Source organism: Siminovitchia fortis (assembly GCF_003605365.2).
In the GTDB taxonomy this organism is placed as follows: domain Bacteria; phylum Bacillota; class Bacilli; order Bacillales; family Bacillaceae_C; genus Siminovitchia; species Siminovitchia fortis.
Map to the genome: position 1 here is coordinate 35,845 of NZ_QYTU02000024.1, position 25,540 is coordinate 61,384.

The 25,540-nt window shown below is 40.5% G+C and carries 23 protein-coding genes and 2 pseudogenes; 8 read left to right on the forward strand and 17 right to left on the reverse strand.

The genetic code is table 11. From position 1 onward, the window contains the following. The first annotated feature begins 550 nt into the window (after positions 1-550). From argC to D4N35_RS11480, 7 genes and pseudogenes are all read left to right on the forward strand, one after another. Positions 551-1,584: pseudogene (gene argC / locus D4N35_RS11450) on the forward strand (N-acetyl-gamma-glutamyl-phosphate reductase). A 20-nt stretch (positions 1,585-1,604) separates the two neighbouring features. Next, positions 1,605-2,384: an acetylglutamate kinase gene (gene argB, locus D4N35_RS11455; RefSeq protein WP_120073670.1), complete on the forward strand. Its 780-nt coding sequence runs from the start codon at positions 1,605-1,607 to the stop codon at positions 2,382-2,384. Then, on the forward strand, positions 2,385-3,512 hold the full coding sequence (gene argD, locus D4N35_RS11460) for an acetylornithine transaminase (RefSeq protein WP_120073672.1): 1,128 nt from the start codon (positions 2,385-2,387) through the stop codon (positions 3,510-3,512). It begins immediately after the preceding gene. Positions 3,513-3,581: 69 nt separating this feature from the next. Further along, positions 3,582-4,637, forward strand: coding sequence for a carbamoyl phosphate synthase small subunit (locus tag D4N35_RS11465; RefSeq protein ID WP_120073674.1), 1,056 nt, complete (start codon positions 3,582-3,584; stop codon positions 4,635-4,637). Beyond that, positions 4,630-7,758: a carbamoyl-phosphate synthase (glutamine-hydrolyzing) large subunit gene (carB, locus tag D4N35_RS11470; RefSeq protein WP_120073677.1), complete on the forward strand. Its 3,129-nt coding sequence runs from the start codon at positions 4,630-4,632 to the stop codon at positions 7,756-7,758. Before D4N35_RS11465 ends, carB begins: the two co-directional genes overlap by 8 nt. Next, positions 7,755-8,702, forward strand: a complete 948-nt coding sequence (gene argF, locus D4N35_RS11475; protein WP_120073679.1) for an ornithine carbamoyltransferase — start codon at positions 7,755-7,757, stop codon at positions 8,700-8,702. Before carB ends, argF begins: the two co-directional genes overlap by 4 nt. Positions 8,703-8,771: 69 nt before the next feature. Beyond that, a complete protein-coding gene (locus tag D4N35_RS11480) occupies positions 8,772-9,203 on the forward strand; it encodes a staygreen family protein (RefSeq protein WP_120073681.1) in 432 nt (143 codons plus the stop codon). Between the two features lie 157 nt (positions 9,204-9,360). Here D4N35_RS11480 and D4N35_RS11485 read toward each other — a convergent pair whose 3' ends face one another. The 8 genes and pseudogenes from D4N35_RS11485 to D4N35_RS11520 all read right to left on the reverse strand — a co-directional run bounded on the left by D4N35_RS11485 (position 9,361) and on the right by D4N35_RS11520 (position 16,512). Beyond that, positions 9,361-9,756, reverse strand: a complete 396-nt coding sequence (locus D4N35_RS11485) for an rRNA methyltransferase (protein ID WP_235870372.1) — start codon at positions 9,754-9,756, stop codon at positions 9,361-9,363. A gap of 242 nt (positions 9,757-9,998) precedes the next feature. Beyond that, positions 9,999-10,517 carry an LAGLIDADG family homing endonuclease gene (locus tag D4N35_RS11490; protein WP_128205406.1) on the reverse strand — a complete coding sequence of 173 codons (519 nt, stop codon included), beginning with the start codon at positions 10,515-10,517 and terminating at the stop codon, positions 9,999-10,001. 175 nt (positions 10,518-10,692) lie between these two features. Next, positions 10,693-11,421, reverse strand: a complete 729-nt coding sequence (locus tag D4N35_RS11495; protein ID WP_120073685.1) for an MOSC domain-containing protein — start codon at positions 11,419-11,421, stop codon at positions 10,693-10,695. 392 nt (positions 11,422-11,813) lie between these two features. Further along, positions 11,814-13,022, reverse strand: a complete 1,209-nt coding sequence (locus tag D4N35_RS11500) for an MFS transporter (RefSeq protein ID WP_120073687.1) — start codon at positions 13,020-13,022, stop codon at positions 11,814-11,816. Between the two features lie 331 nt (positions 13,023-13,353). After that, a complete protein-coding gene (locus tag D4N35_RS11505; protein WP_120073689.1) occupies positions 13,354-14,121 on the reverse strand; it encodes a kanamycin nucleotidyltransferase C-terminal domain-containing protein in 768 nt (255 codons plus the stop codon). Between the two features lie 205 nt (positions 14,122-14,326). After that, a pseudogene (locus D4N35_RS11510) lies at positions 14,327-15,459 on the reverse strand (aminotransferase class V-fold PLP-dependent enzyme). 138 nt (positions 15,460-15,597) lie between these two features. Then, positions 15,598-15,993: a VOC family protein gene (locus tag D4N35_RS11515; protein ID WP_120073691.1), complete on the reverse strand. Its 396-nt coding sequence runs from the start codon at positions 15,991-15,993 to the stop codon at positions 15,598-15,600. 195 nt (positions 15,994-16,188) lie between these two features. After that, entirely contained in the window at positions 16,189-16,512 is a 324-nt protein-coding gene (locus tag D4N35_RS11520) for a hypothetical protein (RefSeq protein ID WP_128205407.1), read from the reverse strand. Between the two features lie 275 nt (positions 16,513-16,787). Here D4N35_RS11520 and D4N35_RS11525 point away from each other — a divergent pair, with 275 nt between their 5' ends. After that, positions 16,788-17,900: a CAP domain-containing protein gene (locus D4N35_RS11525; RefSeq protein WP_120073695.1), complete on the forward strand. Its 1,113-nt coding sequence runs from the start codon at positions 16,788-16,790 to the stop codon at positions 17,898-17,900. 36 nt (positions 17,901-17,936) lie between these two features. Here the strand turns inward: D4N35_RS11525 and D4N35_RS11530 are convergent, their stop codons facing one another. From D4N35_RS11530 to D4N35_RS11570, 9 genes are all read right to left on the reverse strand, one after another. Further along, positions 17,937-18,437: an aminodeoxychorismate lyase gene (locus tag D4N35_RS11530; protein WP_120073697.1), complete on the reverse strand. Its 501-nt coding sequence runs from the start codon at positions 18,435-18,437 to the stop codon at positions 17,937-17,939. Further along, positions 18,427-18,807, reverse strand: coding sequence for a hypothetical protein (locus tag D4N35_RS11535; RefSeq protein ID WP_120073699.1), 381 nt, complete (start codon positions 18,805-18,807; stop codon positions 18,427-18,429). The genes D4N35_RS11530 and D4N35_RS11535 overlap by 11 nt, the downstream gene beginning before the upstream one ends. A 191-nt stretch (positions 18,808-18,998) precedes the next feature. Then, positions 18,999-20,732, reverse strand: a complete 1,734-nt coding sequence (locus D4N35_RS11540; RefSeq protein ID WP_120073701.1) for a sulfate adenylyltransferase — start codon at positions 20,730-20,732, stop codon at positions 18,999-19,001. Between the two features lie 290 nt (positions 20,733-21,022). Continuing rightward, positions 21,023-21,583 (reverse strand): flavodoxin family protein, encoded by a 561-nt coding sequence (locus tag D4N35_RS11545; RefSeq protein ID WP_120073703.1) that lies wholly within the window; start codon positions 21,581-21,583, stop codon positions 21,023-21,025. Between the two features lie 12 nt (positions 21,584-21,595). Further along, positions 21,596-22,537: a threonine ammonia-lyase gene (locus tag D4N35_RS11550; protein WP_120073705.1), complete on the reverse strand. Its 942-nt coding sequence runs from the start codon at positions 22,535-22,537 to the stop codon at positions 21,596-21,598. 14 nt (positions 22,538-22,551) lie between these two features. After that, positions 22,552-23,430, reverse strand: a complete 879-nt coding sequence (locus D4N35_RS11555) for a tetratricopeptide repeat protein (protein WP_120073707.1) — start codon at positions 23,428-23,430, stop codon at positions 22,552-22,554. Between the two features lie 13 nt (positions 23,431-23,443). Further along, positions 23,444-24,388, reverse strand: a complete 945-nt coding sequence (locus tag D4N35_RS11560; RefSeq protein WP_120073709.1) for an ATP-binding protein — start codon at positions 24,386-24,388, stop codon at positions 23,444-23,446. Between the two features lie 13 nt (positions 24,389-24,401). After that, on the reverse strand, positions 24,402-24,704 hold the full coding sequence (gene yxiS, locus D4N35_RS11565) for a protein YxiS (protein ID WP_120073711.1): 303 nt from the start codon (positions 24,702-24,704) through the stop codon (positions 24,402-24,404). A gap of 130 nt (positions 24,705-24,834) precedes the next feature. Beyond that, positions 24,835-25,467 (reverse strand): phosphatase PAP2 family protein, encoded by a 633-nt coding sequence (locus tag D4N35_RS11570; RefSeq protein ID WP_120073713.1) that lies wholly within the window; start codon positions 25,465-25,467, stop codon positions 24,835-24,837. Between the last annotated feature and the right edge of the window lie 73 nt (positions 25,468-25,540).

Genomic DNA, 25,540 nt, shown 5'->3' on the forward strand with positions numbered 1-25,540 from the left:
GTTCAATAAAACCTTTCAAAAAGCCTGATTGGGATGATCAGGCTTTTAAATAGTTATACAACTTTATATAAGAGGCGTTTCCGCTTTTGTCTATAACCTGATATAAAAATTTTCTTCAAAAGAAGCTATTATTTGTCCAGCTCCAGGCGCCATCGGCGAAAGGATCAAGGCAGCCAGGAAGCCCATTCAGGAGGAATTTGCTCCTGCGGCACCGGCTAAGTTCACCTCGTCGCAAAGCTGCATGAAGCATATTCGGTGATGTATCTCACGAAGTGATTGAAATCAGCCGTTTTNATATTCGGTGATGTATCTCACGAAGTGATTGAAATCAGCCGTTTTGCTGTGGCGGCTGAAGAACTGCCTCATCAAAATTCTCCTCGTGCTTGTCATCTAAGGCTGCGCGCCTTGCTCTTTTCTTAATCATTTATCCCTTTTTTCTAATAAGTTATAAATATACTATTGAATTAATTTTTATACATAGTATAATAAATTACATCTTCAAATTAAACGGAATTGTTAACGGCAAGTTTAAAGCAAGGAGTGGTTGTAAGTGAAAGCAGGGGTTATTGGAGCAACGGGATATGGAGGAGCTGAACTGCTCAGAATCTTGCAATCTCACCCAAAATTTCAAATTGAATCGGTCTATTCGTCATCACAGCAGGGAAAAAGCATTGTGGATCATTATCCACATTTAACAGATATTGTGCCAATGACATTGGAGGAGATTGATCCGGCAGCCATTGCAAAAAAACCGACATCGTCTTCCTGGCAACTCCTTCAGGGGTATCGGCGGAAATTGCACCGTTGCTTTTAAAGGAAGGCTGTACAGTCATTGATCTTTCCGGGGATTTTAGGTTAAAGGACATCAACGATTACAAAGATTGGTATAAAAAAACGCCGGCACCGCAGGAATGGGTAGACCAGGCTGTTTACGCCCTTCCTGAGCTTAATCGCTCATCCATCAAGGATACAAAATTCATTTCAAATCCGGGATGCTATCCGACCGCCGCGCTTCTTGGACTGGCACCGCTTTTGCAGCAAGGTCTCATCGTAGATGGATCGGTTATCATAGATGCAAAATCAGGTGTATCAGGAGCAGGGCAAACGGCATCTTTCCAGACTATTTACAATGAACTAAATGAAAATTTTAAAATATATAAAGTGAATGCCCACCAGCATATTCCGGAGATTGAACAAATGCTTTCAGGCTGGGGCTATGAATCTCCAATTACATTTAATACTCATCTGGTCCCTATGACAAGGGGAATTATGGCGACTATCTATGTTTCATTGAAGTTTGATAGCAGCCAAGAAGAAATAAATGAGATTTATAACGAATTTTATAAAGATGAGCCGTTTATAAGGGTTCGAAAAAATGGCATTTTTCCGGCCACTAAGGAAGTTTACGGCTCCAACTTTTGTGATATGGGTATTGGAATGGACACGCGGACAGGGAGGGTGACCATCGTATCGGTCATCGATAATCTTATGAAAGGCGCTGCAGGCCAGGCTGTTCAAAATGCCAATATCCTATGCGGTTTGGATGAAACTGCGGGACTGCATTTTACGCCTGTTTATCCATAATTCATGGAGGATGACAAGCAATGAAAGATATTATTGTAATCAAATGCGGAGGGAGCATGATCAGTTCGCTCTCCGATGATTTTTATAAAAGCATCAAAACGATAAAGGATAGGGGCTTTCATCCAGTCATTGTACATGGCGGAGGGCCGGCCATCGATCAAATGCTGGAAGAATTAGAGATTAAAAGTGAGTTTAACAACGGATTAAGAAAAACTACTTCGGAAGTAATGGATGTAGTTGAAATGGTTTTATCAGGTTCCATGACGAATAAGCTTGTAAGAAACTTGGAAAAACACCAGCTTCCTGCCCTCGGGATGACAGGTTTTGACGGCTCTCTTCTAAAAGCCAAGGCGAAGGATTTCGAAAATTTGGGATTTGTCGGGGAAATTACAGAAGTAAACAGTGACTTCCTTTTTAATATCATCTCCATGGGAGTCATTCCTGTCATTTCACCTTTGGCAGCGGGCATTGATGGTGCATCTTGTTACAATATTAATGCTGACACGGCTGCGGGAAGCATCGCAGTGGCATTAAAAGCCAGCAAACTCTTATTTGTCACGGATGTTCCCGGCGTTTTAAAGGAAAAAAACTTAATAGAAAACGCAACAGTTCCCGATATTTTAAATCTTATAGATGACGGCACAATTACTGGAGGAATGGTTCCAAAAGTGATGGCAGCCATCGACAGTTTGGATGGCGGTATGTCCAATGTAATGATTGTCAGCGGGAAAAACAGCCTGCTCAACGGGGAAAAACTCATTGGAACGACGATATACAAAGAATTGGAGGCCGCATATTAAATGTCACACTTATTCAACACATATGCCAGATGGGATGTCGAACTCGTTTCGGGAAACGGAACGAAGGTTATCGATATAAATGGCAAGGAATATTTAGATTTCACTTCGGGAATTGGAGTTTGTAATTTGGGTCATTGTCACCCTGACGTTGTTAAGCCGGTCCAGGAACAACTGAACAAGCTTTGGCACACATCCAATCTTTTTCAAAGCTCCCTTCAGGAACAAGTGGCCATGCAGCTTACCGAACATTCTTCCGGAGACGCCGTTTTCTTTGCGAATAGCGGTGCGGAAGCAAACGAAGCCGCAATCAAATTAGCCCGAAAATATACAGGAAAATCAAAGATCATCACCTTTTTGCAATCATTCCACGGCCGCACCCTGGGAACGATCGCTGCAACGGGACAGGAAAAGGTAAAAACAGGATTTGGTCCAATGCTTGAAACTTTCGTTCACATTCCTTTTAATGATGTCAACGCATTAAAGGATGAGGTGGATGGCGAAACAGCTGCCATTATGCTCGAAGTCGTCCAAGGTGAAGGAGGGGTCCTTCCAGCGGAGAAGGATTTTCTGAAGGAAGTTGAAAGCATCTGTAAAGAAAAGGATGTACTAATGATTATAGATGAAGTACAAACGGGTATAGGCAGAACAGGGAAGCCTTTTGCCTACCAGCATTTTGATCTATCGCCGGACATCATCACAGCAGCAAAAGGCCTTGGCAATGGTATTCCTGTCGGTGCGATGATCGGCAAGGCAAAATTGAAATCAGCTTTTACTCCGGGCAGCCATGCAACAACTTTTGGCGGAGGGCCGCTGGCCATGACTGCAGCAAATGAAGTGCTAAAAATCATTTTTAATGAGGATTTCCTTTCGGATGTCGATAAGAAGAGCGATTATTTGGTTCAAAAGCTATCATCGAGCATGCAGAATGGCATGGTTGACATCCGCCATAAAGGCCTCATGGTAGGAATTGAATTTTCGGATGATGTCAGCGGACGGCTGGCAAAGTTGAGGGAAGAGGGGCTGCTCGTTTTAAACGCAGGCCCGAACGTGATACGGATGCTCCCTCCATTAACTGTTTCGATTGAAGAGATTGATGAAGCGGTTGATATTTTCCAGAAGAATATCTAATTTTTTTAGGTCCGATTGCATAAAAATGCATAAAATGAAATAAAAATACGAAAGCGGGGAGAGGAAAAAATGAAAGGATCCTTAATACTCGCTAATGGTGAAAAGTTCACCGGACAGTGGCAAGGCAAACCAAAAGATCACATCGGAGAGCTGATATATTTTACAGGAATGGCACGATTCCAAGAGTTCATAACAGATCCGGCCAATAAAGGGAAAATTGTCATTGCCACTTTTCCCGGAGTCTTAAACAGCGACTTGGATCAATCAATGTTTGAAAGCGACAAAATCCAAATCGGAGGGTTCATCACTCAGCAGGATGCCTCCATGCCCATTGATGTAAAAGGCATAAATGTCTTGGATATATTTTATAAACAGAATGTACCTGTCCTGACAGGTATGGATACAAGAGCCTTGGTTAAAAGAGTGAAAAAAGAAGGCGAAATGCCTGCTATCATCTCATCAGAGCATACAGCGAACCGTATATCCGCTCATACGGAAGATCTTCAAGGTGATTTCGGAACGGAATACATTATTCCAAATGGCAATAAACACATCGTTATAATCAACTTCGGCTATAAAAAATCACTTATTCAGGTACTCTCCCAATCTGGCAATAAGGTAACCGTCGTTTCAAGCAACATCGATATAAGCTCAGTGAATGCTTTGAAACCGGATGGGATCATTTTTTCAGGAGGTCCCGGAAATCCGCTTCAATGGAAAAAATGTTTCCCGGAATATAAAAAACTGGCAATGAAATATCCGACAATCGGGCTTGGACTCGGGCATCAGATACTCGCTCTTGCGTTTGGGGCTAATATTGAAAAAATGCCTACAGGCCACCGGAATTTCAAAGAACCTGTCATTCAGCCGGGCTCAAACAAAGTCTTTATGTCCAGCCAAAACCATGGGTTTACAGTCACTGAGAAAAATTTAAAACAAAACGGCCTCCGCGTTTCTTTTAAAAATGTCCATGACGGAACAGTAGAGGGCCTTGTTCACGAACAATATCCGGTTGCGACATATCAATTCCATCCTGAACAGATGAATAACCCATTAAATGAACTGATTTTTAATAACTTCTTTAGAACAGTAAACGAAAGCAAAGGAGCACGTGTTTATGCCTAAGGGAAAAGACATCAAGAAGGTTCTTGTGATCGGTTCCGGGCCTATTGTCATCGGGCAAGCGGCAGAATTTGATTATGCCGGTACGCAAGGCTGCCTCGCCCTTCAGGAAGAAGGGTGTGAGGTGGTCCTTGTCAATAACAACCCCGCCACCATCATGACGGATGAACAATTCGCCCAGACGGTCTACTTTGAACCGCTGACAGTGAATAGCATTGTCGAGATCATCAAAAAAGAAAAACCCGACAGCATTCTCGGGACTCTTGGAGGACAGACCGGCCTGAATTTGACCGTTGATTTATATAAGCAGGGCTATCTGGAAGAATTTAATATCCGGGTCCTTGGCACAACGCCGGAATCCATCATTCAGGGAGAAGACAGAGAGGCTTTTCGCGCCCTTATGCATGAACTTGGAGAACCCGTTCCAAACAGTGAGATCATCCACTCCGTTGAAGAAGCTTTATCGTTTGCAAACAAGCAGGGCTATCCGATTATCATCCGTCCGGCCTACACACTGGGAGGCGGGGGCGGAGGCATCGTCAATAACGAAGAAGAATTGCTTTCAGTAGTAAAAAAAGGGCTTGAATCTAGCCCGATTACCCAATGCCTGATTGAAAAAAGCATTGCCGGCTTCAAAGAAATCGAATTTGAAATGATCCGCGATGCCAATGATACATGTATTGCCATCTGCAGCATGGAAAATTTCGATCCTGTCGGTATCCATACGGGGGATTCCATCGTGTTCGCTCCGCAGCAAACGCTGACTGATACCCAATTTGATGCTTTGTACCAATCGGCAGTCAAAATCATCAGGGCTTTAAAAATCATCGGCGGCTGCAATATCCAATTTGCGCAAGATCCGAAAACAAATCAGTATTATTTAATAGAGGTAAATCCGAGATTAAGCAGGTCTTCCGCTTTGGCATCCAAAGCGACCGGCTATCCGATTGCAAGGATTGCCGCAAAACTGGGGCTTGGCTATCATCTTCACGAAATCATTAATCCCGTGACAGGAAGCACCTTTGCAAGCTCGGAGCCGGTTGTCGACTATACGGTCGTAAAAATGCCGCGATGGGCCTTTGATAAATTTCCTGATGCCAAAAGGGAACTTGGAACGACAATGAAAGCCACAGGGGAAATCATGGCGATTGATCGCTTGCTTCCAGCAGCCTTGCAAAAAGCGGTCAGATCCCTTGAGTTAAAAACAAATGGACTGGAACTAAAAGGACTTTCCGATAAAAGCGATCAAGAGCTTTGGCAATCTATCATTCACGCCGATGATACCCGTTTCTTCGCCATATTGGAGCTTTTAAGAAGAGGGGCATCAAGCCTAGAAATTCATGAAAAAACAGGCATTACCCCATATTTTCTAGATGTTTTAACAGAACTGATTCAGATGGAAAAAAAGGCTAAGAAAGAAAGTTTCGCTGGGGTGAGCCCTGAGTTTTTACGGCAGCTAAAAGAAAATGGATTTTCCGACGCGTGGCTGGCTTCTGTGTGGGATACATCTCTAGGCCAGATCAGAAAAAAAAGGAAAGACCATGAAATCAAGCCTGTATTCCAGATGGTCGATTCATGTGCCGGTGAATTCATGGCAGCAGCCCCGTATTTCTATTCAACTTGGAGAGGAGAGGGCGACCAGATTGTCCCTGACAAAAATAAGAAAAAAATTGCGATAATCGGATCAGGCCCTGTACGGATCGGCCAAGGAATCGAATTTGATTATTGTACAGTACGCGCAGCTTTGGCCCTGAAAGAGTCCGGGTTCGAGACCATTTTGATCAATAACAATCCAGGTACGGTCAGCACCGACTTCCAAATTGCGGACCGCCTTTACTTTGAGCCTCTCCATATTGAGGATGTACTCAATATATTGGAATATGAAAAGCCGGATGGAGTCATTGTTCAGCTTGGCGGACAAACCGCCATTAATCTGGCGAATGAATTGGCTGAGAACGGTATTCCGCTTCTTTCCATCACTCAGGACCAAATTGATGCAGTAGAAGATCGTGAAAAATTCTACTCCTTGTTAAAAGAACTTGGGATCCCTCATATTCCAGGTATTACTGCTTACGATGAAGACGATCTGAAATCAAAAACGGCTGACATCGGCTTTCCTGTTTTATTAAGGCCATCCTATGTGATCGGCGGCCAGGGAATGCTGATTATTGACAGCCAAGAAGAGTTGGATAGCTGTCTTGAAAATATAGAATATCCTGTTTTAATCGACGCCTATTATAAGGGACTGGAACTTGAAGTGGATGTTTTGACCGACGGAAATGACATTTTTATCCCAGCTTTTTTTGAACATATTGAAAAAGCGGGGGTCCATTCAGGTGACAGCATGACGATCACGCCGCCGATCAATGTAACTGAAAAGGTAAAAGAAACAGTTAATGAATACTCCAAAAAGGTCGCCCAAAAGCTGCAATTCAAAGGGCTGTTCAACGTCCAGTTCGTGATTTACAACGATACGGTTTACATGCTTGAGGTAAACCCAAGGGCTTCAAGAACTGTCCCGATTGTCAGCAAGATAACAGGCATAAAGTTGATCGATGAGTGCGTGAACATTTTGAATGGATCGCAATTATCTATAAAAAACCAGGATCAACCGGCTTTTTATACTATAAAAAATCCTGTTTTTTCTACTGGAAAGCTTGATGGGGTGGACCCTAAGCTTACTCCCGAGATGAAATCCACCGGGGAACTGATCGGAATCGGCAAAACGGTGGAAGAGGCGCTTGCAAAAGCGATGGTATGGAACGAAAGACTGGCAGCACAGCAGCAAAAAGCCTGCCGGGAAATATATGTGGATGCTGATAATACGGATGAAAAGATCATTGAGAAATTAATGGCGGAATCAAATGCCATTATGGTAACGGAAAAAATGGGAATCTCTTTTGGGGACTGGATTAAAAACGGCAACGGATCAGTCTTATTGAGCCTTGGAAAAAGCCCGGCATCCGTTCAAAAAAGGCAATTGGCTCCTGCTGCCCAACTGCAAGTAATAACTGAAATTGAAACGTTTAAAACCTATTTGACTGCCATTAAACAGCAATTCAGCGAGCCAAAATCGCTTCAAAGCTGGCTCGGAAAAATAAGAAAGGACGTGGTGACATCATGACAGCGACATCCGTTTCACTTAAAGGGAAGCATTTTCTTACATTGGCGGACTTTACAAAAGACGAAATCATGCAAATCATTCTGGATGCTATCAAGCTGAAAGACATGCAAAAGAAGGGGGAAACCCACCATTACTTAAAGGGCAAGACCCTGGCAATGATTTTTGAAAAATTATCTACGAGAACCCGTGTTTCGTTTGAAGTCGGCATGTTTCAATTGGGAGGCCATGCATTATTTTTAGGGAAAGATGACCTCCAAATGGGGCGCGGTGAGACAGTGGAGGATACTGCAAAGGTTTTATCGCGTTTTGTGGACGGCATCATGATCAGGGCATACAGCCATGAATCTGTCGAGCAGCTCGCAAATAATTCCAGTGTACCTGTTATCAACGGCTTGACAGATGATTACCACCCCTGCCAAGTGTTGGCTGACCTTATGACTTTGTATGAAGCAAAAGGAAGCCTGGAAGGCAAGAAACTGGCTTATGTAGGCGACGGAAATAATATGGCTCATTCCTTGATGATCGGCTGCGCCAAACTGGGTGTCAACTGCTCTATAGCTGCTCCAAAAGGCTACGAGCCGAAACAGGCAATCGTTAAAAAGGCCCAGGAATTCGCCAACGACACTGGAGCTGTGATAGAAGTTACAAACGATCCGAAAGCTGCTGCGAATGGTGCAGATGCCGTTTATACAGACGTATGGACGAGCATGGGCTGGGAAGCTGAGCAAAAAGAAAGATTAAAAGCTTTTATAGATTTTCAGGTGAACAGCGGGCTAATGGCAGAAGCTGATCCCAAAGCAGTCTTCCTGCACTGCCTGCCTGCACATCGAGGCGAGGAAGTCAGTTCAGATGTTATTGACGGTCCGCAATCACTTGTCTTTGAGGAAGCGGAAAACCGACTTCATGTACAGAAAGCATTAATGGTTGCACTGATGGCCGACTGATCAAGTCATCACCACTTATGGGCCTTTGTCATATAATAGCGCAAAGAAACCGGAAGGGGGAGATGACGTATGGAAAAATTACAGCATGACCAATTTTCAGTTGCCATCTTGCCTCCCGCGACAGCATACCATCCAGTGGACGGAAGGAAATATACGTTAATTATGTCAACTGGTGAAATGAATTGCCATTTGGCAATTGGATTTAAATATGAAACAGATCTCCTGAATGCTGAAAAAGAAAAAATTATTACGGCAGAATGGAAGCCAAGGCTGGGCGAATATGTTTTAACCGGAAAAATTGATCTTGGCAGCCTGAATAATTTTCATCTAATGCAGGCAGAACTGGCTAAGGCTATTTCCATGATGGTGAAAGCGGACAAAGGTTTATATACACATGTTCCTTGGCTCCTGGATGCGCCCATATATATGGAAATTGATTCGTATATTCATAAATATAAGACCATCCAGTATTTCGGAACACCAAGACAATATTTAAAATAATTAGCGTTCGTATGCACAGGTTTCTGAGGACCTGTGTTTTTTGTTTTTTGTCTCACTATTTAAAGTATACTTTGGATATGAGATGAAATACAGTTTACTACCGATAATTTATATTATGTCTACTAGAAAAAATATAAAAAAAACAACCTCTTTTCCCTTATTTATGACTTGCAACATCAATAAATTTAACACTATGTTCAATTACATCATTTATAGACACTCGATGCTTCTTGGCAAATCTTCTTACGTCATCTAACAATTCATTATGATATGTTGTTTTATACTGAACTCGATCTTTTGGTCTGGATTCTGTATTGAAAATATATTGTTCCTGATCTAATAAATTTTGTAATCCATTTTGAATCAAATGATTCCTGGGGATATTATAATCTGCCGCTAAAATATCTAACTGATCAAGAATCGATTTGCTTACATTCGTTCTAAATTTTACTATTGTTTCATTATTGTTTGTTTTTATCAGTTTTCCGTTTACCATTTTCCAAAATAATTTATTTGTCAGCACATACCCATCGTGATTTAACAATTGTTCCAAGTACTGCATTTGTTCCTTTGAATGTTGAGACATGTTAAGTCTTTTATAGGTTATAAGCTTGCCAATATCATTTTTATAGATTATCCGAGACAAGCAAATTAAATCATTTTTACCCTTAACCCATACACGGTAAATGGTCTTTCCGGTTTAGGTTATTTCCTGGGTTTTGGAAGTATGAAGGCTCCAAGAATGCAAGATAGCCATTAATTTTTCTCCGAATAATTTGCTGGCGGATGTAATGTTCATAGTATAGCCTTCCCTGTCCACCCACCATCACCATCAATAACGCCTCTTATGAATGATGGCAAAAATTCTTTCGGAACATCGGGGAACGGGACATTGAAGGATTTATTTGAGGTTATCCCCATCTTTTCAAGATCTTTTTTTATCATTTTTGAATTGATAATTAAGGTCGGTGTTGTTGCTGTTGGTCCTTTTGCACCCAATACGTAATGTGCACCCATGCATTTTGCTATATATTTCAAGATCCTCTCATCTTTTTGGGCAAATACTATGCTGTGAGTACTACGGTTTACATGCCCATCTGTGATAAACAGCCCCAATACCCACGCCATTTCATGGGACCATGACTTAAAAAAGTCTTCATTAACTTTATGCTTTCGCGGCTGGCCCGAAAACTGCATTCGATTCATTTCAATACCGTGCTTATACATCACATTGCGAATGGCCCGGTCAGATAATCCAACAATGGGGCGCATTTCTTTAAAAGGCATGCCGCTTTTATACATTTCTATAATCATTTCATCGGTTATACCCGGGTTTCTCATCAACTTTCAAACCCCTTCCAAAAAATAATTTTTTCCAGGATCTGAGATGTTACATTTATTATACCAAATGTTTGTTCGTATTTGCAATATAGATTCCACGCGACATTTATTTTTTTCAAGTCGGGCTTCTGTTAGGAATTTTCAAAATTCAATCAAAAAGAAGGACCTCATCACCCACATGAATTTCACCTGTTTTCATCACAGAAGCATAAACCCCGAAATGGTTATTTCTTTCTTTTACAACAGTTTTAAGCAAACTTGAATCTCGTTCCGCATCATCAGGATCAACAGTAATAATCATACACCTTTCACAATGCCTTTTTAATTGTATTTCCACGTTCTGCCCTATTTTTATTCTCTTCCCAAACCATTGTTCTTCAATGAATGGAACTTTGTCTTTTAACGAAATTAATAAATTAGGGCGGAAGCGTTGATAATTGATTTCTTTCTTTCCCCATACCTCTTTTAATTTATTCAGTGAAGCATCCGTTACCAGTTGAATATGTTCTTCTTCAATGGCGCCTATAGGGACATGTAGAGGCGTATAGGAAATAGGGGAAACTTTACGTTTCGATTTGTTTTCTATTTCTTTTGTTAATTCTTCAACTCCCCAATAAAAAACTTTTCCATCGGGTGTTATTATTTCGACCTTGGGATACTCCTCCAATAGCTCTTCTCCAATAAATCTTGCTTTATATCGAACCATTCCCTGGAACTGTGTGATTGTTAAAAACTTTTCCGGCCTTGTCTCATCCAAAAAAGCGTGGCTGCGGTCGCCATATAAACCATAATCCATTACTTTAGTTTTCTGTACACTCTCTCCATGAAAGGATTTCACAGGATGGCGGACTATTTCCTTGATATGACCGATTACCATTTCATTCTCTCCTTATTTAGATTTAGAGATTTGCTTAACAAAAGTATATCAAATAAACAATCATTTTAATTTAAAGCTATACTGTCAAACCACCTGGTGTTCGCAATCAGTCCTGATGCCACAGCTCCAGAGGCTTTGTTATTTATTTTGGCGAGATTTTCTAATAAAGAGCCGTCAGCTCTATTGACCGTGGCATAATGACCAATAAAGCTGACGGTACTTCATAGGAAAAAGTTATTTGCTCCCCTAAGCTTGCCGGCCAGGGAACAAATACCCCCCCACTTCTATTCCTATTTACTTGAATGTCCACTTCCTATAGCGTCTGTGTCAACCATAGTATCAAGCACGCGTTTTACCACGGTGAGATCCCAGTTACAGCTTTTTTCAATGTATTATTCCAACGTATAATTGTCAGGGAATCGCTTTTTAACGATCAGCATATAGATTGCCGATCCTGTTAAGAGCAGCCCTGAGATAAGAAATGCAAGTTGCACGCTAAATTCTGCGATTCCTCCGAAAGCTAATGTAGAAAATCCAAAGACCAATGTAACCATGGAATATTGCGCACTATATATTTTAGGTAAATCCTCGGCAGCTGCTTCTTTTTGTAAATATGTGCGTATTGTTATACCTTTAATTTGATCGATGAATCCACTAAAAGCTACCAATATTAATGCAACCCAAGCTATTGAATTTAATCCAAACAAAAATGTTATTATGGAAACACCAAACGAAGAGAATAACACTGTCTTCCTCATGATCTTTTCAATTTTTAATGAAAACCTCGAACAGATTACTCCACCTAGTATCAATCCTAGAAAAAACGCAGTGTTTATATAACCCCACCATGCTTCTGTTACATTTAATACTTCATTTACAAATACATAAAGTATGGCTGCCACCCAAACTACGTTCGCCATAGCTTCCATAAAAATCATGACATGGATGCTTCGAAAAGTGGGATTTTTCCATATTATAAACCAGCCTTCTTTTAAAGTTTCAAATGTCTTTTGTTTCTCATCTTTAACTTGGAAAGGTGTATCATCTACAATCCGTATCATCATAACTGTAGACAGAACAAACAAGACAAAGGTAAGCCAAATTACATTCTGTCCATTTATTAGTGCAACCAATATTCCACCCATGGCCCAACCACCTAATTGAACCGTTTCATTAATAACTGACATAAAACTATTTGCTTTCAATAATTCGGATTCTTTGACCAATCTGGGGATAAGCGCATCCGTCGCCGGCATTGCCCATCCGTCAAAGAAAGCAATTAATAAGATACAACAAACAATAAACCAAATTCCAAGTGATGACTGAAAACTAACCCAAAATGCTAGTATTAATAATATAGTAGTTTTACTTAATTGTGAGTTTATCAAAAGTAATTTAAGTCTATATCTGTTCAATAGTAATGGAGAAATGAAACTGCTTATAAATCTTCCAAACGTATTTAAAAAGGGTAACAATGCCAAATACATTACCGACTCTGTAACTGTATATAAAATAGAGATTAACCCAACTACATAAAACACGTCACCTAAATTAGCGAATAATTGGCCTATCCATAAGAAACGGAATGATTTACTTTTCATTTTTTCTACCCCTTATTTATCATTTTGCTTTTTTGTGATAAAAAGGGAATTTCACACTGGACATGCCCCCCACTTTTTATATTTGATTATAGAAATATTTATTTTAAATTAACCCGACACTAATTTGAATGAAAACTCAACGTTTAAGGGTAGATAAAAATGTTATGTTATAAGCCAATTTCGCTATTAAAAAATAATAAATCTCGATTGATTTTCCTTTTAGCTTACTAGTATGTATTATATTTTATTGTAAAATTGTTTATGTTCTTTTTTGCTGTTTTTTACCAAAGTTATACAGAGACAGCCCCTTTTTACTTCCTTTTATAGTTTTCTATTTAAATGAAGGTAACTCCTGAATCCTATATACAATTCCAAGTTCTTCATACCATTCATTTAAACCGTTCAATAAACTTTCGCATAATTGGTAGACATATTCTATATTGCTTAGTTCTCCACTCATAACACATTTAGCAAGTTCAACATATCCATTAGGTTTAGAATCGATCTTAATTGATTCCTCTAAAGTTCTAGCCCTTGTACTATAATATTTCCTATTTGCAAGGCCAATTAGTTTTGCAGTTTGCCATGTTAAATCTTTAGCTCCCAAAGGAATATAATTATAGTTTCTAATCATAAAATTATTTCTAATTTTAGCGATTGTTTCGTAAGGTTCCCAAATCATAAATTCCCTCATGGTTTCTCGTATTGCAGAATCCGAGACACTTAAGGGGAGTTTTCTAATTTCTTCAAATATGTTTTGTGGATCATAAATAGGCAAAATATTTATAAAAACCCCCGCCTTAACGGCCCATGAATCATCCACTTTTATTGCTTGCTTAAAAAACTCTTTTTTTTGCTTTACACTAACTTCTATTTTAAACTTATCATAAATAAATTCATGACTATTTATGGATACTTCATCTCTTGTAATAACATGCAATTCAATATCGGAATAAGGCAAATCATTTTTTAATCCTATTGAGCCATATCCACCAATTGCCAATATATTATTTGGATGTGCAATTAATAATCTTTCTTTAATTTCATTTATTATATCAAATTTTTCTTTTCGGCTTGTAGCAAACGGAAAAGATAACATACCTATCTACCTTTCTTTAGAAACTCAGTTAAACATGATTTTAAAATGATTGCAGATAAACATAATTATTAGGTAAGAAACTTCTGTCATATCTTTAGAAAATCAGCTTGGATAGGAAAAGCAGCCAAGCATTAATAAATTAATGCCCCCTTTCATAATAAACAAAACGGACCTTTTTTTAAGGTCTGTTTGAGTAAATCCTGCCTCAATCCCCATTTGCTAAGATTGCCAGCTCATCTATTGCATATTTTATGTCATCTTTATTGTTATAGAAATGAGGGGCAATTCTTATTACATCTTTTCTTGCAGAAACAATAATTTTTTTGTCTCTTAACATACCTTCCACTTTTGATGCATTTTCTACATAAAAAGACATCAGACTCGTTCTTTTATTATTAGATGATGGACCTATGAGCCGCAATCCTTTCTCTTTTCCGTAATGTATGGTGAATTGGCTCAGCCCTTCTAAATAGGTTTCAATAGTCTCAATCCCAACTTCAAGCAGCAATTTTAGTGCCTCGTAAGCTGCATAGATACTTATAAAAGAAGGCGTACCCGTTTCAAAACGACGTGTCCCCGCCGCAAAAACAGGATTATAAATGTCAAATGAAGATGTTTGTTCTTGTCCCAGCCATCCGGTAACTCTTGGTTTTAATTGTTCTGCCAGTTCTTTTTTTATATACAAAAACGCTACGCCGGGAATTCCTAACATGTATTTACGAGTTCCCGTTGCTAAAATATCAATATCCATCTCTTTCACATCAATCGGAGTATGCCCTGCAGATTGGTAAGCATCAACGAACAAAAGCGAGCCTTTTCTATGCGCAATACTAGCGATTTCTCTAACGTTTTGCTTATAACCGTTGTGATAATTCACATGGGGAATACATGTAATCAGCGTATCAGCTGTTATTTCTTTTTCAATTGTTCCAGAGGTATTTCCCCATTGAAAGAACGAATTACTGAAATATCATCCTTAAAAGGTTTTTGTGCAAACCATATATGGCCAACAGTTGGAAAATCTATATCCGTAAACACAATTTTACTTTTCTCCCGCTGAATAGGAAGGGAAGTTGCAATAGCAGAAATAGCGTCAGATACAGAACATAGTAGAGCAACTTCATCCGCTTCGGCTCCTATAAATTCAGCAAATCTCACCCTGGTCTCCTCTACTTTACTTATCGCTTCATTCCAATTACTGCCCGACAGAAGTAGACTATTGTGATATTCCTTAATTGCTTTTGAAACAGACTTTGCTAAAGCACCTTGGGAACAACTAGCCAGGTGTGTGTGAGTAGATAATATGGGAAATAATGAGCGATAAAAGTCATGGTTCAATTCCTTTTCCTCCTTCTTCACTCAAATAATTCTGTATGTAAACTTTAAATCCTTCCTCAACTATATGGGCCTTAACATAAAGAAAGAGCACAATTCCTAAATGCTACGGAATTGCGCCCGATTATGATTATGGAACAGTCAGGGTGCTACAAGTTCCACTTTTATTCTGTCTGGATCTTCAAAGTAAACAGCATAATGATTATCTCCTCCGGCGAATGGGTGCTGGTTTGTATAGAGTAAATTAATTCCTTTAGCTTTCAATTTATTAGTCATATCATCAACGTGTTCACGTGAACTTGCGTGAAATGCCAAATGATTTAAACCTACTCGACATCTATGATATGTAACTTCCAAATACCGTTCTTCTGCTTGCACAAATACAATATAGGTGTTCTCTATTTTCCAACTCTGTCCGCTATCCCATTTTTGAAAGGAACTATATCCTAATTCCTCAAGAAACCAACCCCAAAAATCGGTTGATTTTTTTAAATCAGATACATATATCTCAATGTGATGAAGTAATCCCTTTGACATGATACACTCCCCTTTCTTCACTACGTTAAATGGCTAAATAAGCTAATACGTTATTAGATTAAAACGCCCGATTATTGAATATTATCTATTGACCGTTGGAAAAATTGGAAAAGGGTATATAGACGCTTCAATATATTAGCTCCGATACCTATTAATATAAAAACCCCAAGTATACATAGGATTAATGTGTCTATTTTAATGATAGAGACTCCAGAAATATATAATGTAAGCACAATAGCCTGGCTCCCAAAAAAGAAGAACATAGAGGACAATCACTAAATAGTTTTGAATAATTTTTATAGTTCTTTCATCATTAATTGGAATATTACCCTTGCTTTTTTCTCTATAAAATGAACTTTTGATTTTGATTTCTCCGTTTTTCGGGTATGGGTTAAATAAAGAACCGAAAGGAAGGAGATATTGATGGGCAAAACCACCGAAATTGAAAGAGTCACAAAGGCTATGCACCCTACCCCCTTTAATTAAGGTACTACCATTTTTTCTTTTTACAACAAGCACAACACAGCCTGTTGTAACCCTAATTATTTATTTTAAGAAGGTCAGATTCCCACCGAATCATTCTATTGTTAGTTGCGGATAGCACGATCAGATAATCCGACAATCGGGCGCATTTCCTTAATTAGACGTATTTTCAATATAAATGGTCACATTTCAGTTCCCTTCTTCATATCCTTTATCTTCCCCCCCCCTTGCCGTTTCCATTTCCATGATTAACAATATACAATATTCATATAGGACAAAAATTCAACAACACCAGAAGGAGTGAATCCTATTTGAAATTTTTTAGAACATTGCTTATATGCCTGCTCATTGTAGGATTCATTTTATATAAGCAAGGAAATGAGCAGGTGGTTACATCCGTCCATTCCATGGCGGACTCCTTACGCTCGTATTCTGAGTCTATAACAAAACGGCCTGAGGTTTCCAATATCATTGCTAAATTGCAAGAAGGATATCAATCTTTGAAAGGCGAGCTTAAAGAGATTGAGACTCAGGAACAAGTGGAGATCCCTTCATTAAAAACGCCTGAGGAACAAACGTTTTCAGTTCATAATATTGAGATTGGCGATACAAAAGCTGAAGTAGAAAAGCAGGCCGGCAAAGCGAAGCGGGCCTCCTACAATGAATATGGAGTCAAATGGTACGCCTATCATGAAAACTATCAAAACTTCTTCATGGCTGCTTATGACGACCAGGGGAAAGTTGCCGGATTATATACAAACCAGGACTTGGTTTCATCAAAAAACGGAATTAAGCTAAATGAGTCAAAGGAATCTGTTGTCCAAAAGCTCGGAGAGCCTGTTAAAGGGATCAGAAAAGGATTCGTCATGTACCAAGTTCAGGCCAGTGGCGAATATAACATTTATGAAATGGATCATTGCTATGTTACTGTGTTTTTTGATAAACATAAAAATGATACTGTGACAGCTTTACAAATCATCAGCACCGGCCTTGAGCAGGAGAAGAAAGAATTCTTTGCTCCCGGCAGTGAAGAATTGGAAGAAGGATTCGAGTATCAATTATTTGACCTCACCAATGCTGCAAGAGTGAAACACGGCCTCCCGGTTTTATCCTGGGATGATCATGTAAAAGTGACGGCGCGCGGACATAGCACCGATATGGCCCAAAAAAGTTACTTCAGCCATGAAAGTTTAGACGGGTTATCCCCTTTTGACCGTATGGATCGCGATCATATCGCCTATAGGGCGGCGGGAGAAAACATTGCATCCGGCCAGGTAAGCAGTATTTTCGCGCATGAAGGCCTGATGAACTCCATGGGCCATCGCAAAAACATTTTGAGCCCGAATTATAACTCTCTTGGAGTCGGAGTAGCCTTTGACTCTGAATCAAGGCCTTTTTATACGGAAAACTTCATTGGAAAATAAAAAAGCGCCAATTCCAGCTTATGGCGCTTTTTCCCTTTATTTAAATATCGCTGCAATGACCTCGTCCTGCGACATATCACTTTCCACTTCATAGGACCCGGGGCGCAATTTGTTTTCCACTTTTTTCTTCTCAACAGCCTTTGAGAATCTAAAAGCATCATCAACAATTTTAGCCTTCACCAGCATTTTTCCCACATCAATACTTGTCATGCCGTCCGTAACATTGATTACTACCCGGTAAACGACTTTTTTATCCTCTGCTTTGTCTTCTGCCGCTTTTTCTTTATCAGCAGCTTCTGCTTTTGCCTCTTCCATTTTTTTATTATATTCTTCAACAGTCTGGACAATATAGCCGGAGGACTCAAGGCCGGCTATCATCTCTGCTTCAGATGGCTCATTTTCCGTAACTATTTCTTTTTCTGTTGTTTTTGCCGGAGCTTTGGAAGCTTCACTTTTAACTGAAAAATATGCCGCACTGCAGACAGCGGCAGCCAGGAAAATTCCGGCTGCAAAACTGGCCAATGGATTAAATCTCATTTGCAACCCTGCCCCTTTCTTCCTTTCCTGCTATGTAAGGAGCTATCATTTTCCTGATTTCATTTTCGGACACATTTTTTTCAGCCGCTATGTTTTCGATTGAATATTTCCGATTATACAAATCCAACACTTCACGCATCAGAATTCTTTCCTTCGATGAAAGCCGAATGCCCGATTCCTTCATAATGATCTCTATATCAAGCTCCATGTTACGGATTGATTCCCGTATATCTCTTATCTCATTCATCGTTGATACATGAATTAAATCAAGCTCTTTCATCTCTTCCTTGGAGGCCTTGCGTCCTTTGATTCCCGATATAATGAGCAATAAGGCAGAGGCTGCAAACAAACCTCCCAATGTCCATTCCATCAAAATTGGATCCCCTCTCCATTTTTAATTTATTCCAGCTACTAATTATACAACCACAGGCAAAATTTTTCGACCGTATCGGTGGAAATATGACCAAAGTCGGGTATATTTTGTAAATTTCTCCTGTTAAAGGGACACATTGAAAACCCCCGCTTAACATGCGAGGGTGCATCGAGGTTGATTCCAGTTTATTATTTTTCTTCAGGTTCATCACTGCCGCGGTAGCGGTTGTATGGAAGCGGATTCCAAACGCGATATTCCAGTTCATCGGCACGCAATGCCGGAGGAATATCTGCAAGAATTTTTTTGGCAACTTCAAGTTCCCGCTGCGATTCATCTTTATCCTGATATAAAAATTCGTCGGAAGCTTTTTCCGGAGCCTGCTTTACTTTTTCTTCCAAGTCTTCAACAACCATTTCCTGCTGGTTGCGCAAAGCTTCACGGGCTTCTGTTACCCACTGTCTCTGCATGTCGCGATCTGCATCCCCGACGTACGTATATTCTTCATAGATGTCCTGATAAATACGATCAGCATTCGAACGGACATCCATTGTCGCCGCCTCCAAATCACGTATGGTCAACTCCTCAGGTGTCAGCTTCTCGCGCCGGTATGTGCCGCCGAGCCTTGTTGCTTCCAGATAAAACGGAAACATGCTTTTAATCGTTTTGCCCACCGGCGCAATAGACTTCTGATTCTCATCCAGTCCTTTAGGCTGGATCCCCTGCATGGCAATCCGGCTGGATTCCGGGCGGACAATCTCCTTTGGCGGCATAATTCCATGACGGAGCATTTCCCGGATGCCCGTTCCGGAAATTTTCAGCCTGAAGCGCTCATCATGGGAACAGGTCTTCTCAGTCGCATGATTTGAACAGCGTGTGCAATAAAAGACTTCATGGTACAACTGGACATCAATGCCTAATTCATCTGGAGAAAACTCATCGAATATCGAATGGCTGGCATACTTATCGTAATAATCGCCGACACCGGCATGGTCTCGTCCAATTAGTGCGTGGGTACAGCCGAAGTTTTTCATGATCAGAGCATGCAAGACGGTTTCCCGCGGCCCCGCAAAAATGTATGTAACCCTTAATGGTGCAAGGGATACACGTTCTTTTGGATAATAAGTATCCAAGACACTGCGGTAGGAAAGCATACGAAATTCATTTCTCGTATATTCCCGTTTGGCCATTTCTACAAGAGGCTGGACCAATAAACCATCGATCGTCTCCAGTGCGTTCTTGTGAATATACTCATGTCCCCTGTGAAGCGGATTCGCACCGGTAATGAAACCGCCTACTGAGCGGAATTTCTTTTCTTCATAAAAAATTCTCCAAGTATCATTGGGCTCCAAGCGAATTTTTTCGAATGGCCCCCAATCGACCCGGCGTAAAAGTGAAATGGGACCCCCTAACGCAACGTCCCCCATCCTTCGGAAGATCGAATCTACGCCCGGGTGATTCCGATCCGTAGTTCCAAAAAGCTGGGCAGCACGCTCTTCTTTGTTATATGCGAAAAGATCTTCAATTTTCAGGATGGCAACCGGCTCTTTGCTTTCATCGGCCAATGCAACTTCATCTCCGATGGAAAGGGATGCAACCACCTCTTTATTTCGGTTTCCGATTGGCGCAAAGCTGAGGGGAACCGGCCAGACCACCCCATTTTTCAACCGGCCTTCATACAGTACGGATTTATAGTCCTCCTCATTCATAAAACCCTCATTCGGTGACAGAACCCCCGTAGCGATCATTTCCAGTGTAATCACAGCTTCCAAATCAACCATAATGGTTGGCAGCTGCCTGGCCCTGAACAGTTCTTCTTCCCGTTCTTTCCCTTTTAATACCCTGTCAACCAGCTTTCCGCCATGGGGCTGCTGCGGATAGTTGGCAAATTTTCCGGCTTCCGGGATTACAACTTTTTGTTCCATGCTCCTCTTCCTCCCATTTCTTCTAACAGTTTTCTCCAATGAGTTTATCCCCAAATCGACTCCAATCTATTAACCTACGAAATTTTACTTCCTGTCATTATGTATATGGTTTTATTAAATTTTTTGTAAACGCTTTTACAAATTTGAATGGTTTTTTCGATAAAAAGAATGAGTTGTACGGTCTTGTCGATCAGGGAAACAACATTGTTGTATAACAGATATGGATTTATTATATAATCACCACGTTTAAATTACAAGAAAATTAATAATAGAAAAGCAGCTGCGTGGTCTTAGTATGCAGCTTTTATGGCTTTAAGCTCCTTGTTTAATTTTTTAGCGGAAAGCAGCGCCATCTCATCCTGTAAAATATCTTCCGGTTTATTGCCTTCCCCGATAATATACCCTGCGAATGACATTCCGACAAATTGAAAGATCCACCGGAATTGGTCAATCATCGCCAGGCCTTTCATATGAGGTTCGTCTCCTCCAACAGCCAGCACATAGGCTTTCTTCCCGCTCATGTTCTTCTTGAAATCCGGAAACTCCGGATCCCTTAAAGTTTGCGACCAGCGATCAATGAAATTTTTCATCAAACCTGACATGCTGTACCAGTATATCGGTGTTGAAAAAAGAATAATATCACTTTGTTCAACCTGCTTAATGATCGTGTCATAATCATCATCCACTTCATCAAATCCATGCTCTGCATGGCGGCCATCCACTATCGGTTTGACCGTAAAATCCCTTAAGTAAATTTCTTTTGCATCCAATCCGGCAATGGCTTTTTTTGTCAAAAGTTCCGTATTGCTTGTTGTTCTGCTGCTTCCATACAACACGACTACTTTGGCCATAAAAACCCCTCCCTATTTCAATAATTTTGGAATGAAATCTGTATCAACGTTTCCGCCTGAAATAAGCGCAACAATCCGTTTGCTTCCAGGATTTCTTTTCATCGCTCCCGCAACAGAGACCGCTCCGGAAGGTTCAATCACCTGCTTCATCCTCATTAATACATAGATAAAAGCCTCTTTGATTGATTCCTCGTCAACCAGTACGATATCATCCACATAACGTTGAACAACCGGGAAAGTCAGCTCGCCCGGAATGGAAGTTCTTAATCCGTCAGCTATCGTAATACTTCCTCCAATATTGAATCTTTTCCCTTGCTTAAATGATAAATACGTATCGTTTGCGATGGCCGGCTCCACCCCGATGACCCGAATCCCCGGGTTCGATTCTTTAATGGCGGCGGCAACGCCTGATATCAGACCGCCGCCTCCTATGGGGACGTATACCTCATCAATATCATCAACCTGCTCCACTATTTCCAATCCGGCGGTTCCCTGCCCTGCCATAATTAAAGGATCATCGTAAGGGGGAATAAATACAGCTTTTCCGTCTTCACTTATTTGTTTGGCTCTTTCAATCCGTTCTTCCGATGTCGTCCCGCAAATTTCGATATTTCCGTTATAAGCCTTAATGGCGTCCCTTTTGCACGCGGCAGCATCTTCAGGGATGACAATAGTAGAACAAATCCCCAGTTGATTGGCTATGTATGCCACGGCCTGGCCATGATTTCCGGATGAGGCGGCAATCACATGTTTGGTGTTTCTCTGAAATTCCTGTATGACTTTGTTAGAAGCGCCGCGGATTTTAAATGCGCCTGTTTTTTGCAGATGCTCACATTTGAAGAACAATTCATTCCCAAAGTCTTTGGAAATCGTTTCTGAAGTCATCACCGGGGTCTTTTTTACAATGCCGCCTATTCTTTCCCGGGCTTCCCGGATCAAGTTCAAATCAATCATACAGTGTTCTCCCTTTATTTTTTATTTTTCACAAAAACAGTGCCGAAAACTTTGTAATTGACAATCAATTTGGTGCCCCAATGCGCTGCGGCATATAAAATGATAAATAAGAGGACCAGGGGTCTGAACACAATCCATAGAAAAATCCAGAGCAGAATGGCAGCCCACGGTTTAAGCTTTGAAAAGAGCTTTGACGGCAGCAGAAAAAAACGGTAAGTTTTGTATTGTTTTTGCAAAACTTCAAGGTATTCGCTGCGTGTTTGCGGATTATCAGGATCCAGGCGAACAGCATTCTCCAAAAAATCGAGCGCTTTTTCATTTTCTCCCCTTTGATCTGCTGCCCAGGCCAAATATAAAAAAATCAATGGATTTTCAGGATCCGCTTCCAATGAGTGCATTTCCGTTTCAATTGAAAGCTGCTTATTCCCCAGCAAGCTCTGAACATAGCTGTAATTGGCAAGATATAATGCATTATGCGGCTCTAAGCGCAACGCGTGCTCAAAGCTTTGCTCCGCCTTTTGAAACTTTCCCTGTTGATTGTAAATATTCCCGTCCAAAAAATAATAATAACTGTTTTCGGGAAATAGGCTGATCGCTTCCCCGATCGTTTTCCTGGCAGCCTTCCAATTCTGCTGGGTATAGAGGGTTCCTGCCCTGACTTCCCACGCCAATGGATTTTCGGGATCTTTTTTCAGTGCTTCTTCGGTCCAGTGAAGAGCCTTCTTATATTCATCCATCTCCAAAAAGATTTTTCCCATCAATGCATAGCCGTCCGGATCATCCGGATACATTTGTATATACGTTTCTGCTTCTTTGATGGAATCTTGATATCGATTCCATTCAAGCAGCTGGGCCACCCTTTCAAACTGTGAGTATTGGAGACTTTCATTCAACGTAACTCACATCCTATCGAATTTTATTATCCTTGATATACTCCAGCACATGCTGATAATCTTTATTGACGTCACTGAATGTCGCATAGTTTTTTGCTGTGGAAAACCATTCCAGAGTTGTTGGTTTTCTTCCTTTAAGAGCTTGAGTGATATCATTGTCAGTCAGCGGCTGCAATTCACCCGTCTCCAAAGAACGTTGAAGTGCAGATTCAATCGAATCATTTACAAGCTGTTCGAGATCCGCACCGGAAAAATGCTGAGATTTACCGGCATATTTTTTAAAATTCAGCTTGGCCTGCGGTTTATCTTTCACCTTCAATTTTAAGATCAGTTCCCGTTCCTGCTCGCTCGGAGGCGGGATAAAAATCAATTGATTGAACCGTCCGGGTCTTCTTAAAGCCGGATCCAAATACCATGGGGTATTTGTTGCTCCGATGACGTAAACTCCATTGTTGTGGGAATTGAGCCCATCAAGCTCTATGAGCAATTGATTGACAAGCATCCTTTCATGGTGATGTCTCATATTTTGTCTGCTGCCCCCAAGTGCATCCAATTCATCGATGAATAGGACACAAGGCTTTTGCTCACGTGCTTTTTCAAAAAAGTCATGAAGGTTATGCTCACTTTGTCCAACATACATCGATAAAATTGCCTGTAATTCCATATGTAAAAAATTGGCGTTGATTTCCCCTGCTATGGCCTTTGCCAGAAAGGTTTTCCCGCAGCCTGGCGGTCCGTATAAAAGGAGGCTCCCGCCGGCCTCTTTGCCATAAGCTTTGAAGAATTCAGGATTTTGCAGCGGCAAAATAAAGTTCATCCGGATTTTCTTTTTAACGTCTTCCAATCCGCCGACATCGTCGAACGTTTCCTGCGGCTGCAGCGATTCAACGAGTGTGTTTTTATGTTTGTCAAATTGAATCACTTTAAGCTTATTCTTTTTTTCATCATCATTGAACATTGAGCCCACCCCCTTAAAGTCTATCTATTCTTTGTATTTCCTCCGATACAAGGAAAGCCAAATCCTCATTCCCAAACATTGAAAGCACTCCGAGCAATGTGTCATTCGGTATGTCTCCGGCTTCTTCCTTTGACACCGTCAATTCCATTGCCTCTTTCAAAGCTGCATTTTCCGGCTGTTCCGGATAAGCTTTTTTATACAATTGTTCTGGATCCAGGTCATGATTGATGCACCACTGCGCAAATACGAGTATCATCATTTTCTCATCTTTGCGGTAGCTGTCGATGATTTTCTTTTCCAACTCATTTGAACTCATGGTGTTGCTCCTTTATTGATATGTAAAAAGAGGAGCAGATAGTGATTTTATGCTCCTCCTCTAAAAATAATATTAGATTATTGTTCAATTCGATTCAATAGAATTTGTACATAACTTGTACAAACTTTTCTCACGTTCTTCTTACATATTTATGAAAAAACCAAATGGCTGCGCACAGCCAGAAGCTGCTGGCAAGATATCCTGCAATGACATCACTTGGATAATGGACCCCTAAATAAATTCTGCTGATTCCAATCATAAAAATAAATAAAGCGCTGATAATGATTAAGACTGTACGTCCAACCTTGCCTGGAACATGGTTCCAAAGTAGATAAACAAGAACGCCGTAAAGAGAAACGGCATTCATTGAATGCCCGCTCGGAAAGCTGTAACCGCCTATTTCAATCAATCGGTGTAAATTTGGCCGGACCCGTTGGAACAACAGTTTTAACATCTCATTTATTAACGGTGTTGCCAGCACCACTGCCCCGAATATGAGCATTTTCACCTTGCTTTTATAAACACCCAAAATGAGCAATACAAGCAAAAAAACTGCCATTATGGATGGAAATGATCCTATTTTAGTAAAAAACTTCATGACTACGGTGAGCCGCTGTGACTCGAACCCCTGAATAAAGTGAATAATTGTATGATCAAAGCCATATAATCTCTGATCCTTAACAAGGAGTGCCATGGTGCAGAAGCTTATAAACAACAGTACTGCAAAAAACAAAACATTCCTGAGCTGCTTTTCATTTAACATTGAAAACACCTTAATATCCAATCATTGTGAATGGTGCGTTCCATTTTGAGAATGTAAAAAGTTTTGTGTAATT

Coding starts and splice junctions, on each gene's coding strand:
- argB (WP_120073670.1), top strand. CDS start 1,605: ATGAAAGATATTATTGTAATCAAATGCGGAGGGAGCATGATCAGTTCG.
- argD (WP_120073672.1), top strand. CDS start 2,385: ATGTCACACTTATTCAACACATATGCCAGATGGGATGTCGAACTCGTT.
- D4N35_RS11465 (WP_120073674.1), top strand. CDS start 3,582: ATGAAAGGATCCTTAATACTCGCTAATGGTGAAAAGTTCACCGGACAG.
- carB (WP_120073677.1), top strand. CDS start 4,630: ATGCCTAAGGGAAAAGACATCAAGAAGGTTCTTGTGATCGGTTCCGGG.
- argF (WP_120073679.1), top strand. CDS start 7,755: ATGACAGCGACATCCGTTTCACTTAAAGGGAAGCATTTTCTTACATTG.
- D4N35_RS11480 (WP_120073681.1), top strand. CDS start 8,772: ATGGAAAAATTACAGCATGACCAATTTTCAGTTGCCATCTTGCCTCCC.
- D4N35_RS11490 (WP_128205406.1), bottom strand. CDS start 10,517: ATGATTATAGAAATGTATAAAAGCGGCATGCCTTTTAAAGAAATGCGC.
- D4N35_RS11495 (WP_120073685.1), bottom strand. CDS start 11,421: ATGGTAATCGGTCATATCAAGGAAATAGTCCGCCATCCTGTGAAATCC.
- D4N35_RS11500 (WP_120073687.1), bottom strand. CDS start 13,022: ATGAAAAGTAAATCATTCCGTTTCTTATGGATAGGCCAATTATTCGCT.
- D4N35_RS11505 (WP_120073689.1), bottom strand. CDS start 14,121: ATGTTATCTTTTCCGTTTGCTACAAGCCGAAAAGAAAAATTTGATATA.
- D4N35_RS11515 (WP_120073691.1), bottom strand. CDS start 15,993: ATGTCAAAGGGATTACTTCATCACATTGAGATATATGTATCTGATTTA.
- D4N35_RS11530 (WP_120073697.1), bottom strand. CDS start 18,437: ATGAGATTTAATCCATTGGCCAGTTTTGCAGCCGGAATTTTCCTGGCT.
- D4N35_RS11535 (WP_120073699.1), bottom strand. CDS start 18,807: ATGGAATGGACATTGGGAGGTTTGTTTGCAGCCTCTGCCTTATTGCTC.
- D4N35_RS11540 (WP_120073701.1), bottom strand. CDS start 20,732: ATGGAACAAAAAGTTGTAATCCCGGAAGCCGGAAAATTTGCCAACTAT.
- D4N35_RS11545 (WP_120073703.1), bottom strand. CDS start 21,583: ATGGCCAAAGTAGTCGTGTTGTATGGAAGCAGCAGAACAACAAGCAAT.
- D4N35_RS11550 (WP_120073705.1), bottom strand. CDS start 22,537: ATGATTGATTTGAACTTGATCCGGGAAGCCCGGGAAAGAATAGGCGGC.
- D4N35_RS11560 (WP_120073709.1), bottom strand. CDS start 24,388: ATGTTCAATGATGATGAAAAAAAGAATAAGCTTAAAGTGATTCAATTT.
- yxiS (WP_120073711.1), bottom strand. CDS start 24,704: ATGAGTTCAAATGAGTTGGAAAAGAAAATCATCGACAGCTACCGCAAA.
- D4N35_RS11570 (WP_120073713.1), bottom strand. CDS start 25,467: ATGTTAAATGAAAAGCAGCTCAGGAATGTTTTGTTTTTTGCAGTACTG.